This window comes from Paenarthrobacter aurescens, assembly GCF_041549525.1.
GTDB classification, from domain to species: Bacteria; Actinomycetota; Actinomycetes; order Actinomycetales; family Micrococcaceae; genus Arthrobacter; species Arthrobacter aurescens.
This window is the reverse complement of the sequence record NZ_CP157456.1, coordinates 3,964,215-3,979,212: the sequence shown is the minus strand read 5'-3', so window position 1 is coordinate 3,979,212 and position 14,998 is coordinate 3,964,215. Positions and strand designations below refer to the sequence as shown.

11 protein-coding genes and 1 pseudogene are annotated in these 14,998 nt (G+C 63.2%); 5 read left to right on the top strand and 7 right to left on the bottom strand.

The window, feature by feature from the left end:
* Positions 1-133: 133 nt before the first annotated feature.
* From ABI796_RS18455 to ABI796_RS18445, 3 genes and pseudogenes are all read left to right on the top strand, one after another.
* Positions 134-737: pseudogene (locus ABI796_RS18455) on the top strand (TetR/AcrR family transcriptional regulator).
* Between the two features lie 280 nt (positions 738-1,017).
* The gene (locus ABI796_RS18450; RefSeq protein WP_141286507.1) at positions 1,018-2,208 is read left to right on the top strand and encodes an NADP-dependent malic enzyme; all 1,191 of its coding nucleotides are present in this window, start codon (positions 1,018-1,020) and stop codon (positions 2,206-2,208) included.
* 120 nt (positions 2,209-2,328) lie between these two features.
* A complete protein-coding gene (locus tag ABI796_RS18445; protein ID WP_141286505.1) occupies positions 2,329-2,832 on the top strand; it encodes a DUF456 domain-containing protein in 504 nt (167 codons plus the stop codon).
* Between the two features lie 93 nt (positions 2,833-2,925).
* Here the strand turns inward: ABI796_RS18445 and purU are convergent, their stop codons facing one another.
* The 7 genes from purU to glyA are packed head-to-tail and all read right to left on the bottom strand — an operon-like array spanning position 2,926 to position 11,873.
* On the bottom strand, positions 2,926-3,825 hold the full coding sequence (purU, locus tag ABI796_RS18440) for a formyltetrahydrofolate deformylase (protein ID WP_141286503.1): 900 nt from the start codon (positions 3,823-3,825) through the stop codon (positions 2,926-2,928).
* 2 nt (positions 3,826-3,827) lie between these two features.
* Positions 3,828-5,219, bottom strand: coding sequence for an L-serine ammonia-lyase (locus ABI796_RS18435; protein ID WP_141286501.1), 1,392 nt, complete (start codon positions 5,217-5,219; stop codon positions 3,828-3,830).
* A complete protein-coding gene (locus tag ABI796_RS18430) occupies positions 5,219-5,878 on the bottom strand; it encodes a sarcosine oxidase subunit gamma (RefSeq protein ID WP_141286499.1) in 660 nt (219 codons plus the stop codon). Before ABI796_RS18430 ends, ABI796_RS18435 begins: the two co-directional genes overlap by 1 nt.
* Positions 5,871-8,816: a sarcosine oxidase subunit alpha family protein gene (locus ABI796_RS18425; protein ID WP_141286497.1), complete on the bottom strand. Its 2,946-nt coding sequence runs from the start codon at positions 8,814-8,816 to the stop codon at positions 5,871-5,873. Before ABI796_RS18425 ends, ABI796_RS18430 begins: the two co-directional genes overlap by 8 nt.
* 2 nt (positions 8,817-8,818) lie before the next feature.
* Positions 8,819-9,247, bottom strand: coding sequence for a sarcosine oxidase subunit delta (locus tag ABI796_RS18420; protein WP_141286495.1), 429 nt, complete (start codon positions 9,245-9,247; stop codon positions 8,819-8,821).
* A gap of 17 nt (positions 9,248-9,264) precedes the next feature.
* Positions 9,265-10,485, bottom strand: coding sequence for a sarcosine oxidase subunit beta family protein (locus ABI796_RS18415; RefSeq protein ID WP_141286493.1), 1,221 nt, complete (start codon positions 10,483-10,485; stop codon positions 9,265-9,267).
* On the bottom strand, positions 10,482-11,873 hold the full coding sequence (gene glyA, locus ABI796_RS18410; RefSeq protein ID WP_141286491.1) for a serine hydroxymethyltransferase: 1,392 nt from the start codon (positions 11,871-11,873) through the stop codon (positions 10,482-10,484). Before glyA ends, ABI796_RS18415 begins: the two co-directional genes overlap by 4 nt.
* A gap of 151 nt (positions 11,874-12,024) precedes the next feature.
* On the opposite strand from glyA, the gene ABI796_RS18405 reads away from it, so the two are divergent.
* Together ABI796_RS18405 and ABI796_RS18400 are read left to right on the top strand one after the other, a co-directional pair.
* Positions 12,025-12,696 (top strand): GntR family transcriptional regulator, encoded by a 672-nt coding sequence (locus ABI796_RS18405; RefSeq protein ID WP_017198745.1) that lies wholly within the window; start codon positions 12,025-12,027, stop codon positions 12,694-12,696.
* 911 nt (positions 12,697-13,607) lie between these two features.
* Positions 13,608-14,972, top strand: coding sequence for an MFS transporter (locus ABI796_RS18400; protein WP_141286060.1), 1,365 nt, complete (start codon positions 13,608-13,610; stop codon positions 14,970-14,972).
* The last annotated feature ends 26 nt before the right edge of the window (positions 14,973-14,998 follow it).

The following is a 14,998-nucleotide window of genomic DNA, read 5'->3' as shown; positions in this document are numbered from 1 at the left end:
GCGTGGCTTGAGGCTGGCCAAAAGGGCTCTCAGGAAACGGTCATTTTGCTCCCGTATCATTGATGCGATCGGCCAGCTGCGGTCTTGACCCAGCGGGCCGTTTCCTTGTCAGCCTGCCAAGAGATCGCCGGAAATGCCCGCATCAAACTCACTGGAACCTTACTCCCTTGACCTGACCACGGGCCTGCCCCGTATGGCTGCCGCGCCCACCACACCGCGGCAGCAGTTGCGCTATGCCCGCATCCTGAAAACTGCCGAAGGCTTTGCCCAGCGCCAGTTCGATACTTTGAGCCTTTCCGACGTCGCAGCCCGGGCCGATATTCCGCTCGGTACGCTTTACCGCTACTTTCCCTCCACGGCGCATCTGATGCTGGCTGTTTATCGCCAACAGTTGCGGGAACTGCGCGACGGCGTCCGGCTGCGGGAAGGCAGCCACGCCTTGGCGGGGTTGATGATGGAGATTTTCCACCTGCGTCATGCAGCCCGGTATTGAGCACTGTTTGATCCGGCCTGCGGGCAAGGATGATGACACGGCGCAGTTGCTGCGCGAGATCGATGTCCTGTCCGAGGAAGTAGTGGGCTCCTTGAGCCGGGACCAGGGAAGGGACACCGTGCGGGCCAGGGTTCTGCTGCACCTGGTGAGCGGCTTGGTGCAGGCGGTCCGTTGCCGTCGTTTGTCCCTGTTTGAGGCGGAGAAGGATCTAAAGAAAGCCTGCACGCTCCTCACCGGGGAGTAACAAACCGCCTGCCGGTCTAGACCGGTAAGCCCTCAGAACACGGTTTTTGGCATGACGTGGGTCACAATATCCGCGGGTTGAACGTTTTACTCTCGAATCGTCTCTCTTGGTATTGAATCTTGTCCCTTCGCTGTTTCCTTAGGCTGTAACTACCGAAGCGGCTAGCAGCCCCCTACCTGCAGAAGCAATGCCGGACCAGTCACCCTTGGCCCGCACCAGCAGTTCTGTTCCTGCCCAACATCGTGCCGTGGGTCCACGGCTAGCCTGAGGAGACAAAGACGTGTCCATTGAGACAATTGCAACTGATAACGAAACCCTGGTACTGAGCGAAGAAGAGATCTTCGCAGCCCACGAGGGCGGCAAGCTGACCATCTCCAGCACCGTTCCGTTGAACAACAAGCGCGACCTCTCCATCGCGTACACCCCCGGAGTTGCGCAGGTCAGCCGCGCAATCCACGCCAACCCTGAGCTTGCGCGCACTCACACCTGGGCCGAGCGCCTGGTTGTTGTGGTCAGCGATGGCACTGCTGTTCTGGGCCTTGGCAACATTGGCCCCAGCGCATCCTTGCCCGTCATGGAAGGTAAGTCCGCGCTGTTCAAGTCCTTCGGGGACCTTGACTCCATCCCGCTGGTCCTCAACACCACCAACGTGGACGAAATCATTGAGACCCTGGTCCGTCTCCGCCCCAGCTTCGGCGCCGTGAACCTCGAAGACATCTCGGCTCCGCGCTGCTTCGAACTCGAAGAGCGCCTCATCGAGGCCCTCGACTGCCCGGTCATGCACGACGACCAGCACGGCACCGCCGTCGTGGTCCTTGCAGCCCTGACCAACGCCGCCAAGGTGACCCAGCGCGAGCTCGCCGGCCTCAAGGTTGTTGTTTCCGGCGCAGGCGCCGCAGGCATCGCCATTGCTGAGATCCTGCTCGCAGTTGGCATCAAGGACGTCATCCTGCTCGACTCCAAGGGCGTGGTCAACGCTGACCGTGCCGATCTCGTGGCAGATCCGGGCAGCGTCAAGGCCCGCATGGCCCAGCGCACCAACCCCCGCGGCATCAGCGGCGGCCCGGCTGAAGGACTGACCGGCGCCGACGTTTTTGTGGGCGTCTCCTCCTCCAAGCTGGACGAAGAGCACCTGAAGCTCATGAACGATCAGTCGATCGTGTTCGCCTTGTCCAACCCGGACCCTGAAGTTCTCCCCGAGGTTGCCCAGAAGTACGCGGCAGTTGTTGCCACTGGTCGCAGCGATTTCCCCAACCAGATCAACAACGTGCTGGCCTTCCCCGGCATCTTCCGTGGTGCACTGGACGCCAAGGCCCGCCGCATCACGCCCGCCATGAAGATTGCTGCCGCCAACGCGATCGCCGAGCTGGCCGCAGAAGACCTCTCCGCTGACTACATCGTGCCGAGCCCGCTGGATGCCCGCGTGGCACCGGCCGTCACCGCGGCCGTTGCTGCCGCCGTTACCGAGTAGCGGCTACTTACGCAAGACCGACGACGGCGACGCCCCCTGCCAGGGAGCGTCGCCGTCGTTTGTGGTTAAGCCTGTCCGGGTGCTCAGCCGGCCAACCGGGCGGCCCATAGACTTGAGGCCATGAACGCCGAACTTATTGTGACCATCCTGTGCGGCCTGGCCATTGCGGTAGGCGTGGCCGGGACCATCATTCCCGTGCTTCCAGGCAGTATCCTCATCGGCGCGAGCCTGCTGGCCTGGGCGATCTGGGGAGGTGGCGGTCCGCTCGGCTGGGTGATCTTCGCCGTCGGCATGCTGTTTGTGGTGGCCGGCATGGCAGCAAGTGCCGTGCTCACCGGGCGGAAAATGAAGCAACACGGCATACCCAACAGATCGGTACTGATCGGCGTGGTGCTGGGCGTTGTGGGTATGTTCGTGATTCCTGTGGTGGGACTCTTCGTAGGTTTCGCCGTGGGGCTTCTTTTGAGCGAAGTGCAGCGGACCCGTGACTTCCGGGTGGCTGTCCGCTCAAGCGGCGCTGCTTTGAAAGCGACCGGAATAGGCATCCTGGTGGAGTTCGGTCTTGCGTGTGCCGCCGCCAGTACGTGGATCATCGGTGTGTGGATCAACGCCGTGAACGGCTAGTCCTTAAACGCCAATTCGGTGGTTCCCTGCGCACAGTGCCGTTCGCAACAGCGTAAGCGCCAGGGAACCACCGAAATGGTTGCTTGCAGAGCCCTACTTCAACACGATCGTCCTGTTCCCATTCAGGATGATCCGCCCCTCGCAGTGCCAGCGAACGGCGTTGCTGAGGGCCTTGCATTCGGTGTCCCGGCCGGCGGCTACGAGATCGTCCGGCCCGAACGTGTGGTCCACTTCCACTACCTGCTGGGCGATGATGGGACCTTCATCCAACTCGCCGTTGACGTAGTGGGCGGTGGCACCCACAGTTTTTACACCACGCGCATAGGCCTGGTGGTAGGGCTTGGCACCCTTGAAACTTGGCAGGAACGAGTGGTGGATGTTGATGGCGCGGCCGTCCAGCTTGCGGGCCAGATCGTCACTGAGTACCTGCATGTAACGCGCCAGCACAATGAGTTCCACGTCCAGCTCGTCAATGATCTCCAGCAAACGCCCCTCGGCTGCCGGCTTGGTGGCTGCAGTGACCGGGATGTGGAAGAACGGAATCCCGTGCCACTCCGCCAAACCCTGGTGGTCGGTGTGATTGGACACCACACCCACAACATCAATGGGCAGCTCGCCAATCCGTGCGCGGAACAGGAGATCGTTCAGGCAGTGCCCAAACTTGGAAACCATGATCAGCACGCGCCGCTTGTAGCCCTGGCGCTCCAGTTGCCAGTTCATGCCGTACTTCTCGCCAACGGGCGCAAAGGCCTCCCGCAGCGTTTCAACGGTTGATTCGTCGCCGGTTGACGCGAAGTGGACCCGCATGAAGAAGTGCCCTTCGGCGCGGTCACCGAACTGCTTGTTATCGATGATGTCGCAGCCGTGGTCCAGCAGGAAGCCGGACACAGCGTGCACAATTCCGGGGCCTTCGGGGCAGTCGAGGGTGAGGACGTGTTCCACGGTGGTCTCCGGGGAGGAAACGGCGGTGGTTTCGGTTTGGATGGCAGTCATGGCTAGCACTCCACTACGTTGACGGCGAGGCCCCCACGGGAGGTCTCTTTGTACTTGGATTTCATATCGGCGCCTGTCTCGCGCATGGTCTTGATGGCTTTGTCCAGGGAAACTTTGTGGCTGCCATCGCCATGCAGGGCAAGACGGGCGGCGTTGATGGCTTTGACGCTGGCAATCGCGTTGCGTTCGATGCAGGGGATCTGCACCAGTCCGCCCACGGGATCGCACGTCAGTCCCAGATTGTGTTCAATGCCCACTTCTGCGGCATTTTCCACTTGCTCCGGCGTTCCGCCCAGGACTTCGCAGAGCCCGGCGGCCGCCATGGAGCAGGCGGAACCCACCTCACCTTGGCAGCCCACTTCAGCGCCGGAGATGGACGCGTTGATTTTGAACAGGATTCCGACGGCGGCCGCCGCCAGCAGGAAGCGCACGACGCCGTCGTCGTTGGCTCCCGGAACAAACCTGGTGTAATAGTGCAGCACGGCGGGAACAATCCCTGCGGCACCATTGGTTGGGGCGGTGACGATCCTGCCGCCCGCGGCGTTTTCCTCGTTCACGGCCAGCGCGAAGAGGTTGACCCATTCCATGGCCAGGAGCGGGTCCGCTGATGTACTGCCGTTCAGGTCCGCATCGGTTTCGGAAAGTGTTTTGAACAACGACGGCGCCCGTCGCCTGACCTTCAGGCCTCCGGGCAGGATTCCCTCGGCAGAGCAGCCGTTGTCCACGCACTCCTGCATGACAGCCCAGATGCCCAGCAACTTCTCACGCAGTTCCTCCTCGGAGCGCCACACGAGCTCGTTGGCCAGCATGATGTCCGAGATGGACTTGCCCTCACGGAGGCAGATGGCCAGCAGCTCATCCGCCGTGGTGAAAGGGTAAGGAAGCACGGTGTCATCGGCTACCACTTTGTCCGCGCCGGAAACGTCCCCGTCCACCACGAAGCCGCCCCCGATGGAATAGTAGCTGCGCTCCCGCAGGACTGTGCCCGTGTGGTCCAGGGCCCGGAACGTCATGCCGTTGGGGTGGGCCGGCAGCGACTTGCGGCGGTGCAGGACAACATCCTCGTCCCAGTTGAAGTCCACCCGGTGGTTCCCACCAAGGCGCAGTTCGGCGTCCAGTGCCGCCGCTGCAACCTGGTCATCGGCGGTGTGGGTGTTGACGGTTTCGGGGGAGTGGCCTTGCAGCCCCAGCACCACGGCCTTGTCTGAGCCGTGGCCCCGGCCGGTGGCGCCCAGGGAGCCGAAAAGCTCAGCCTGGACGCGCACCGTAGCCGGAAGCTGGCCGGACGAAACAAGTCCGTCCGTGAACTGCTTTGCCGCGCGCATGGGGCCAACCGTGTGTGAAGACGACGGCCCAATGCCAACAGAAAACAGATCAAGCACACTCAATGCCATTAGGGGACCTCTGGGGAGGCGTACTCCCGCATGGCGTCAAGGAGCCAACGTCCCAGGAAATCGGCAAACGAGGCCCGGGGAAAGATCCGGTAGGACTCCTCGGACGTCTTCCACAGCATTACCGGAATGTGTGCAAGCTCCGTGGAGACAGCGGTTCCTGCTTTGAAGACGCGGGGGTGCAGGTCCAAGGCGCAGGTCTTCTCCAGCACTGCCCGGGCGTGGCTACCGGAGAGCTCAAACGTGGTGCGGTTGGCGGACAAGTCCACCACCTGGCCCGCGTCGTTGCCCAGTGCCGTGGTCAGATCGCTCACCAGGGAGCCGCCCAGTGAATCGTGGGCTTCCTCGGGTGCAACCACCATGAACTCGGTGGGGCCGAGCCACAGGGTGTTGACTGAATCCTTACCGGTTACTGCACTGCCCGTCACGGCACCGCAGGTGGCAGGCAAGCCGCCGGTTACGGACGCAACCCGGGTGCCGGCGTCGGACGCGGGGTGAACCCGGACGCCCACCATGGTCTGGTACGGGATTTCAGTGAGCGTCACCGTGCCCGGCACGGAGCCGGAGGTGAAAGCCTCAGCGAGGTGTTCGGCCGGGCTGCGGCGGGCACCCCGGACGCGATCGACGTGTGCGGTTTCTGCTGGTGTTGCTGTTTCAGCCATCTTTGCGGGTCCCTTCAGCATCAAAAAGTACGGTTTCGCCAACAACCACGTCCACCAATTGGTCTCCCAGCGAGGCCACCAGGGTCTCGCCGATGCGGTTGCGGCCGTTTTGAATCAGTGCCAGGGCGAAGGAACGGCCCAGTGCGGCGCTGTGGTAGCTGGAGGTCACGAAGCCCTCCATGGGGACGGGTCCGTTGGCCGGGTTGACCGGGATGCCCTTTTCCACAAGCTGCGTGCCTTCGGGCAAACGGAGCGAGTGGTCCACGGGGAGGACGCTCACCAGGTGCTTGCGGTCCTCGCGGCTTGCGTCCTGCCGAAGGTAGGAGCGCTTGCCGATGAAGTCCTTGGCCTTGGAAACAATCCAGTCCATTCCGGCATCCTGCGGGGTGACCGTGCCATCGGTGTCCTGCCCCACGATCGGGTAGCCCTTTTCGGCGCGGAGCACGTGCATGGTTTCGGTACCGTACGGGGTGATGTTGAACTCGGCACCCGCGGCAGCAACTGCTTCCCAGGTGTTGAGCCCGTACCAGGACGGGACGTTGATTTCGTAGGCAAGTTCGCCGGAGAAGGAGATACGGCAAACACGTGCCTGCACTCCGGAGGCCAGCGTGGTCTCGCGGAAGGTCATGAACGGGAAAGCTTCAGCGTCCAGGCCACCGTTTTCGGCCAACTGGGGAGCCACCTTGGCAATCACTGCGCGGGACTTCGGACCCACCACGGCAATGGTGCTCCACTGCTCGGTCACGGATGTAAACACCACATCCAGGTCCGGCCACTCCGTCTGGTGCCACTCTTCCAACCAGTCCAGAACCTTGGCAGCGCCACCGGTGGTGGTGGTCATGAAATACCGGTCATCGTCCAGGCGCAGGGTCACGCCGTCGTCGAAGATCATGCCGTCCAGGGTGCACATGACACCGTAGCGGGCGGACCCCGGGGCGAGCTTCTTGAACGCGTTGGTGTACACACGGTTCAGGAATTCGCCGGCGTCCTTACCGCGGATCTCGATCTTGCCCAGGGTGGTGGCGTCCATGAAGCCCACGGAATCGCGGACTGCTGCGCATTCACGCAGAACTGCCGTGTCCATGTCCTCCCCGGCCTGCGGGTAGTACCAGGGACGCTTCCACTGTCCAACATCTTCGAACAGTGCGCCCTGGGCAACGTGCCACGGGTGGATGGAGGTGACACGGGCGGGATCAAACAGTTCGCCGCGCTGACGGCCGGCCAGGGCTGCGAAGGCCACGGGGGTGAACGGTGCACGGTAAGCCGTGGTTCCGATTTCTCCAACGCCCGGGATGTTCTCCGCTCCGCCGAACTTCAGCGCCGCGGCGATCACGCCGATCGCGTTGACGCCGGAGGTCTTGCCCTGATCATTGGCCGTGCTGATGGAGGTGTACCGCTTGACGTGCTCCACGGACCGCATGCCTGCACCGGTGGAACGGAGCACATCAGCTACGGACTGGTCACGCTGGAAGTCCACAAAGTGGTGGTGCCATTCGCCGGGCTCACCGGTCTGGCCGGGGACCAGCCACAGCTGGCGGCTCGGTGCGCTGGCCACGGGAGCCTGCAGCTCCACCGGTGTGGTTGCGGATTCGAAGCCAGCGGCAATGGACGCTGCTGCCCCTGCCGAAATGCCCTCTGCCAGGCAATCCTGAAGTTCGAAACTGCCACGGCCTGCGCCCACAACCTGCTGGTCGCGAACCGGACCTGCGGGGATGAACGCCGCGAGCCCGTCATCCCAACGCAGCTTGCCCTGGCGCTGGCTGTGGAGGTGCACCACAGGGCTCCAGCCACCGGAAACTGCAAGGAGATCGGCAGCCAGCTGTTCGACGCCCGAGGTGAGTTCGCCGTCGTCGTTAATGCTGCGGACGGTGACACCGTTCAGGCGGCCGTTCTCATCCGCCGAGGTATCGGCCACTGCGCTGCCGATCAGTACCCGTACACCGGACTCGACGGCGGCAGCTGCCTTCGCGCTGATCTGCGGACGGGCATCGACGACGGCGGCAACCGCCACGCCCGCTGCCTTGAGATCCGCCACAAGGGCGTAAGCGGAATCGTTGGTGGTGCTGATGACCACGCGCGAACCTGCGGCCACTGCGTAACGGTTCAGGTAGGTGCGGGCAGCGGAGGCGAGCATGATGCCGGGGCGATCATTGTTCTCGAACACCAGCGGACGCTCATGCGCACCGGGGGCCAGGACAACCTGCTGGGAACGGATGTGCCAAATACGCTGGCGGGAGACGCCCGAGGCTGCCGGAACACTCAAGTGGTCCGTGCGGTTCTGGGCCGCGATGAAGTAGTTGGAGTCGTAGGATCCAAAAGCCGTGGTGCGGTTCAGCACCGTGCATTCGCTGGCGGATACCAGTTCAGCTTCAACATCAGCAACCCATTCCAGGGCCGGCTTGCCTTCGATGGTGTCTGCCAGACCTTCAGCGGTGGAACCGGAGAGCAGGGATCCGCCAAGCTCAGGCTGGTCATCGATCAGGATGACGCGGGCGCCGGTGCGGACCGCTTCGCGGGCTGCTGCCAGGCCGGCAACGCCACCGCCAACTACCAGGACGTCTGTGTGGACGTACTTCTTGTCGTACTCGGCCTTGTCCTCATTGGGGTCAAGCTTGCCCAGGCCGGAGAGGAGCTCAATGTTCATGCCGTCCACCAGGGAAACTGCGGTGGCGGGAAGCATGGACTCGGCAACGTGCCCACGGAAGCGGGGAGCGATCTTGACCAGAGCGTTGGACTCTTCCACCCCGGCGGCCATGATGCCGCGGGGACGGTCCTCGTAGAGGGAGTTGCCGGCGTTGATGTGGCCGTTGGCCAGGAGCGCTGAAGCGATGGTGTCACCCGGGTGGCCGGTGAATTCCTGGCCGTCCACGGTGAAGCGCCAGGAGATGCTGCGATCGATGCGTCCGCCGGTGGCGAGGCGTGCGTTCTTGCTGGTCACTTCTAGACTCCTTCCGAGGAGGTGGGTGCTGTGGAGCCGGAGATCGGGACGCCGGTGGTGGGGGCGCCGGGTGCGAGGCCTGGCTCGGTTTGGCCGAATTCACCGGTCTGGGTGAACTCGCCCGGCTTGTCCGTTTGGCTGCTTTGGCCGGGGACTTTGATGTCCGGCCGGGGCTGGCCCATCCCGTAGATGGAGTGGATCTCGTAGCTCACGGTGTCCCGGAGCATGTTGAACCACTGGCGGCAGCCGGTGCTGTGAACCCAGCGCTCGGCGAAGGTGCCCTTGGTGTTCTCACGGTAGAACAGGTATTCAGCCCATTCACGGTCCGTGAGGTCATTGGGGCTCTCCGGGTAGGCAACGTGTGCTTGGCCGCCGTAGTGGAATTCGGTTTCGTCGCGTGGCCCGCAGTTGGGGCATGAAATGAGAAGCATGTCTTTTCCTGTCCTGGCTAGTGGGCTACGGCTGCGGCGCCGTGTTCGTCGATCAAGGCGCCGGTCTCGAAGCGTTCCAGAGCAAAAGGCTTGTTCAACGTGTGCGGTGCGCCCGTGGCAATGGTGTGCGCGAAGGTCAGGCCTGCCGCCGGGGTGCCCTTGAAGCCGCCCGTTCCCCAACCGCAGTTGACGAACATGTTCTCCACCGGGGAGAGGCCAACAATCGGTGAGGCGTCCAAGGTGGTGTCCACAATGCCGCCCCAGGTCCGCAGGACGTGTGCCCGGGCGAAGATCGGGAAGAGCTCAACCGCTGCGGCCATCTGCTCCTCGATCACGTGGAAGGAGCCGCGCTGGCCGTAGCCGTTGTAGGAGTCCACACCGGCGCCCATCACCAGTTCGCCCTTGTGGGCCTGGGAGACGTACACGTGAACGTGGTTGGACATGACCACTGTGGGGTGGACGGGTTCGTGCAGTTCGGACACCAGTGCCTGGAGGGGGTGGGACTGGATCGGCAGGCGGAAGCCGGCCATCTCCGCCAGGACCGAGCTGTGGCCGGCGGCGCAGAGGCCAACCTTCTCAGTGTTGATGGTGCCGCGGGTGGTCTTGACGCCGGTGACCCGGTTGCCATCCTTGATGAAGCCGGTGACTTCACAGTTCTGGATGATGTCCACGCCCAGTTCGTCGCACTTGCGGGCGAAGGCCCATGCCACGTGGTCGTGCTTGGCGATGCCTGCACGCGGCTGGTACGTGGCACCCATGACGGGGTAGCGGATGTTGTCGCTGATGTTCAGGATGGGGCAGAGTTCCTTGACCTGCTCCGGGTCCAGCCACTCAGCGTCCACGCCGTTGAGCCGGTTGGCGCCAACACGGCGAACGCTTTCACGGACATCGCCCAGGGTGTGGGCCAGGTTCATGACGCCGCGCTGGCTGAACAGGAAGTCGTACTCCAGCTCTTCGGGGAGGATTTCCCAGAGCTTGAGGGCGTGCTCGTAGATGGCCGCGCTCTCGTCCCAAAGGTAGTTGGAACGGATGATGGTGGTGTTGCGGGCCATGTTTCCACCGGCCAGCCAACCCTTTTCCAGGATGGCGATGTTGGTCATGCCGTGGTTCTTCGCCAGGAAGTATGCGGTGGCCAGGCCGTGCCCGCCGCCGCCCACAATCACGGCGTCGTAGCTTTTCTTCGGTTCCGGGTTGCGCCAGAGGAAGTCCGGGTGCTCGGGGAGGTGATCTGCACTCACTGGGCTGCTCCAATCAGTTCTGCTTCGGTTGCGGTTCCGGCTCCATTGCCGTTGTTGGACAGGTGGGGGTAAAGCGGGAACTTCTCTGCCAGCGTGGTTACGCGGCGGCGGAGCTCGACGGCGGTGGTCTCGTCCAGGGTCACGTCACATTCGGTGGCATCTGCTTCAGCGCCTGCTTTGGTTCCGCTGTTCGCTGCGGCGATCAACGCCGTCGCGATGATGTCCGAGACTTCGCTGAAGTCCTCAGCCTTGAAGCCGCGGGCGGCGAGGGCCGGCGTGCCGATCCGCAGTCCGGACGAAACCATCGGGGGGCGGGGGTCGAACGGGACGGCGTTGCGGTTGACCGTGATGCCGATCCGGTGCAGGGTGTCCTCGGCCTGCTGGCCGTTGAGGATCGAGTGGCGGAGGTCGGCGAGGACCAAGTGGACGTCGGTTCCTCCGCTGACCACCGAGATGCCGGCTGCTGCTACGTCGTCCTGGAGGAGACGCTCGGCCAGGATCTTGGAGCCTTCAAGGACGCGGACCTGGCGTTCCTGGAACTCGGGCTCGGCTGCCATCTTGAAAGCCACGGCCTTGGCGGCAATGACGTGTTCCAGCGGACCACCCTGCTGGCCGGGGAAGACTGCGGAGTTGACCTTCTTGGCGATCTCGGGGTCGTTGGTGAGGATCACGCCGCCGCGGGGGCCGCCGAGGGTTTTGTGGGTTGTGCTGGTGACAATGTGCGCGTGCGGGACCGGGCTGGGGTGGAGCCCTGCAGCTACGAGGCCGGCGAAGTGGGCCATGTCCACCATGAGGTAGGCGCCCACAAGGTCTGCAATGCGGCGGAATTCTGCGAAGTCCAGCTGGCGGGAGTACGCGGACCAGCCGGCCACGATCAGCTGCGGCTTGCTCTCCAGTGCCAGGCGCTCAACTTCGGCCATGTCCACGGTGTGGGTGTCCTCGCGGACGCCGTAGGGAACAACCTTGTACAGCTTGCCGGAGAAGTTGATGCGCATGCCGTGGGTCAGGTGCCCGCCGTGGGCGAGGTTCAGGCCCATGATGGTTTCGCCCGGGGTGATCAATGCGTGCATGGCCGAGGCGTTGGCCTGGGCGCCGGAGTGCGGCTGGACGTTGGCGAACTCTGCGCCGAACAGGGCCTTCAGACGGTCAATGGCGAGCTGTTCGATCACATCAACGTGCTCGCAGCCGCCGTAGTAGCGCTTGCCCGGGTAGCCCTCGGCGTACTTGTTGGTCAGAACCGATCCTTGAGCCTCCATGACGGCCGTGGGAGCGAAGTTCTCAGAGGCGATCATTTCCAGCGTGGACTGCTGGCGGATGAGTTCCTGGGCGATCGCCTGATCGACCTCCGGGTCCGCCTGTGCGAGCGGGCGGATCAGCGGTTCAACCATGGTGTTCTCCTTCAAAAGCTTGTCTAGTGGCCGACTGTTAGGCAACTGATATATTAGAACTATTGCCATAGTATGTTGGAGATCACATAGTCGTCAACAGGTCTGGGAAACTCATCCGTGGGACCGTGGTTGAGACAACGGGGAGAGAGCAATGAGCGCCGCACTGGAAGCACTGGAATCAGCCCCGCAGGGTACGTCCCTCGCGGAGAACGCCTATTTACTGCTGCGCGACAGGCTCATCATGCTGGACATCAAGCCCGGTGATCCCATCAACGACGGGCAGATCGCCCTGGAACTCGGCATTGGACGCACGCCCGTCCGCGAAGCCATCAAGCGGCTCGAAAGCGATCACCTCGTGGTGTCCTACCCCCGCCGCGGCACCTTTGCCACCGGCGTGGACATCACCCAACTCGCCGAAGTCTCCGAAATCCGCGAGCTCCTGGAACCATTAGCCTCCCGCAAAGCCGCCCGCATGGCCAGCCCCGCAATGCGTTCCGAACTCCGCTCCGTCGCAGCTGCCATCCGTGATCTTGAGGGACAGGACAATTCCTCCCAGGAACTCATGCGCTACGACATCCAGGTCCACAGGCTCATCTACAAAGCCTCCGCCAACGCTCACCTCGAGGACGTCCTCATCCGGTACGACAACCTCGCCACCCGCATCTGGTGCCACATGCTCGAGAAGATGCCCTCAGTATCCGGGCACATCTCCGAACACGCGGACCTCCTCACCGCCATTGCCGACGGCGACGAAGACCTTGCCGCCCAGCTCGCCCTGCACCACGTGGTGAGCTTCGAAGAAACCATCCGCAAGGTCCTCTAGCCCCCTCCCGATCCTCTCTCACGTCCCGGGTGCTTAAGCCGGTCCCTCACTCACGTCCCGGGTGCTTGGGCCGGTCCCTCTCTCACATCCCCTTGGTCGTGGGGTCCATCCTCGGCGCGCTCGGTCGTTCCTCCCTTAGACGCGCGCTGCCGGATAACCCCACACCATCCCGACGCTCTCTCACGTCCCGGGTGCTTAGGCCGGCCCCTCTCTCACATCCCCTTGGTCGTGGGGTCCATCCTCGGCGCGCTTGGTCGTTCCTCCCTTAGACGCGCGCTTCCGGATAACCCCACCCCATCCCGACGCTCTCTCACGTCCCGGGCGCTTAGGCCGGCCCCTCTCTCACGTCCCGGGTGCTGTGGCCGGTCCCTCTCTCACATCCCGTTGGTCGTGGGGTCCATCCTCGGCGCGCTCGGTCGTTCCTCCCTTAGACGCGCGCTGCCGGATAACCCCACACCCTCCCGACGCTCTCTCACATCCCTCCAGCTTGAGCCCAACCCACCTCCCTTTTTCGCGCCTATAGGGTGCTGCCCCATTCGCCCGTGTGCGCACTTGGGTTGTGGCATTGAGGCTGCCGATGCCTGGTGGCGGCCAGCTTTCTGTAAGCCGGCGAGAGAGGGGGTGGTTGAAGGGCTCGGGATGTGAGAGAGGGGGTGGTTGAAGGGCTCGGGATGTGAGAGAGGGGGTGGTTGAAGGGCTCGGGATGTGAGAGAGCGTTGGATGGGGGAGGGGTGAATCTGATGCAACGCTGATGTGATAGTTGCAACAAGATTCATTTGGGGCCGACGGGGCAGTTCGGCATGAGTGACTTCTAGGATCTCCAACAACACCCCTTGACCGTGGCGTCAGTCACACATACTCTGGTGCAACAGCGTTGCGTTGAATGCAACCCCAATGATTTTGGTGGACACATGAGCAATGAATCCTCTGTGGCAGCCGAGCAAGGCACAGCACCTGCTGCCGGCGCCAGCCACAACCACAACCCCAGTCCCAACCACACGGTCAGCAAGGACACTCGACGGCGAGTGGTCACTGCCAGCTTCATCGGCAACTTTGTTGAGTGGTTCGACTACGCCGTTTACGGATATCTGGCCGGCGTCATATCTACAGTTTTCTTTCCGGAGTCAGACCGGCAGACAGCCCTCCTGGCAACGTTCGGTGTCTTCGCCATCAGCTTCTTCGTGAGGCCGCTTGGTGGGTTCATCTGGGGCCACATCGGTGATCGCCTCGGACGGAAGCAGGCGCTCTCCCTCTCGATCGTGCTGATGTCAGTGGCCACGTTCTGCATCGCACTGATACCGGGCTACGCCACCATCGGCGTGATGGCGCCGATTCTGCTCCTGCTCGTAAGGGTCGTCCAAGGTTTCTCCGCGGCCGGCGAGTACGCAGGGGCGTCCGCCTTCCTGGTGGAATATGCGACCGCGAACCGGCGCGGACTCTATGCCGCCGTCGTGCCTGCCAGTACCGCAGCGGGACTGCTGCTGGGCTCCCTGCTGGCCGCTCTGCTGAGTTCAGTCCTGACGGCCGAGCAGCTCAACGAGTGGGGCTGGCGGCTGCCCTTCCTGCTGGCGGCGCCCATGGGCCTGATTGGCCGGTACATCCGAACAAAGCTGGAGGACACCCCGGCTTTCCGGGAACTGGCCGAGAAGGACGACGGCGTCAAGGCTCCCGCGCTGGCCATGTTCAGGACGTACCGGAAGCAGCTCATCATCGCCACGGGTGCGGTGCTGCTCAACGCGGTGGGCTTCTACGTGATCCTCAGTTACATGCCCACGTATTTGTCGGAGGAGTTGGGCTTCGGTGCCACGGAGTCGTTCCTGGCCACCACCATTGCCCTGGCAAGCTACATCGGATTCATCTTCCTGACGGGCATTGCCTCGGACAAGTTTGGCCGCAAACGCATGCTCATCACGGCGTCGGTCCTCTTCATACTGCTGACAGTGCCGGCGTTCATGCTCTTGGACACTCGCAACTTCCTGGTGATCGTCCTGGTTCAGATCCTTCTGGGCGGAATGCTCACCCTCAACGACGGCACACTGCCCAGTTTCCTCGCCGAACTCTTCCCAACGAAGGTCCGGTACACGGGCTTCGCCGTCAGCTTCAACCTCTCGAATGCCTTGTTCGGCGGCACCGCGCCGTTCATGGCCACCCTCCTGATCGGTATGACCGCCAGCAAGCTGGCACCCGGCTGGTACCTCGTGGCCGCCGCCGTAGTTTCCCTCATCGCAGTCCTGTTCGCCGCCGAGACTTCCAAGAAGCCTCTGCTGCAGGACTAGTACAACCCACCCATTGAAAGGAACCA